This is a genomic window from Janthinobacterium foliorum, assembly GCF_978021625.1.
Genome location: NZ_CDXDQE010000046.1, coordinates 1 through 677, shown reverse-complemented (window position 1 = coordinate 677; position 677 = coordinate 1). Strand labels below are relative to the sequence as shown.

Sequence of the window (677 nt, the reverse complement as noted above, 5' to 3'; positions counted from 1 at the left end):
ATCGTGGTGCCGGAAATCGCCCTGGCGAAGATCCGCGAAGACGCGCCGTTCGACAAGGTCTGCTACATCGGCTGCGGCGTGACGACGGGCGTGGGCGCCGTGCTGTTCTCGGCCAAGGTCGAGGCGGGCGCCAACGTGGCCGTGTTCGGGCTGGGCGGCATCGGCCTGAACGTGATCCAGGCGGCGAAGATGGTGGGCGCCGACAAAATCATCGGCATCGACATCAACCCGGCGCGCCAGGCCATCGCGCGCAAGTTCGGCATGACGCATTTCATCAATCCGAACGAAGTGGAAAACGTCGTCGATGCCATCGTGCAGCTGACGGACGGCGGCGCCGACTATTCCTTCGAGTGCGTCGGCAACACCAGCCTGATGCGCCAGGCGCTCGAGTGCACCCATAAAGGCTGGGGCAAGTCCTTCATCATCGGCGTGGCGGCGGCGGGGCAGGAAATTTCCACGCGGCCGTTCCAGCTGGTGACGGGACGCGAATGGCGCGGTTCGGCCTTCGGCGGCGCGCGCGGACGCACGGACGTGCCGAAGATCGTCGACTGGTACATGGAAGGCAAGCTCAACATCGATGACCTGATCACGCACCGCTTGCCGCTGGAGCGCATCAATGAAGGCTTCGACCTGATGAAGAGCGGCGAGTCGATCCGTTCCGTCGTGCTGTACTGATC

General features: G+C 64.3%; 1 protein-coding gene. It reads left to right on the top strand.

All coding sequences use genetic code 11. The features are described from left to right. Positions 1 to 675 (top strand): zinc-binding dehydrogenase (locus ACZ92H_RS29395; RefSeq protein WP_465051967.1); only part of this gene is annotated, 675 nt, incomplete at its 5' end. Positions 676 to 677: the final 2 nt, after the last annotated feature.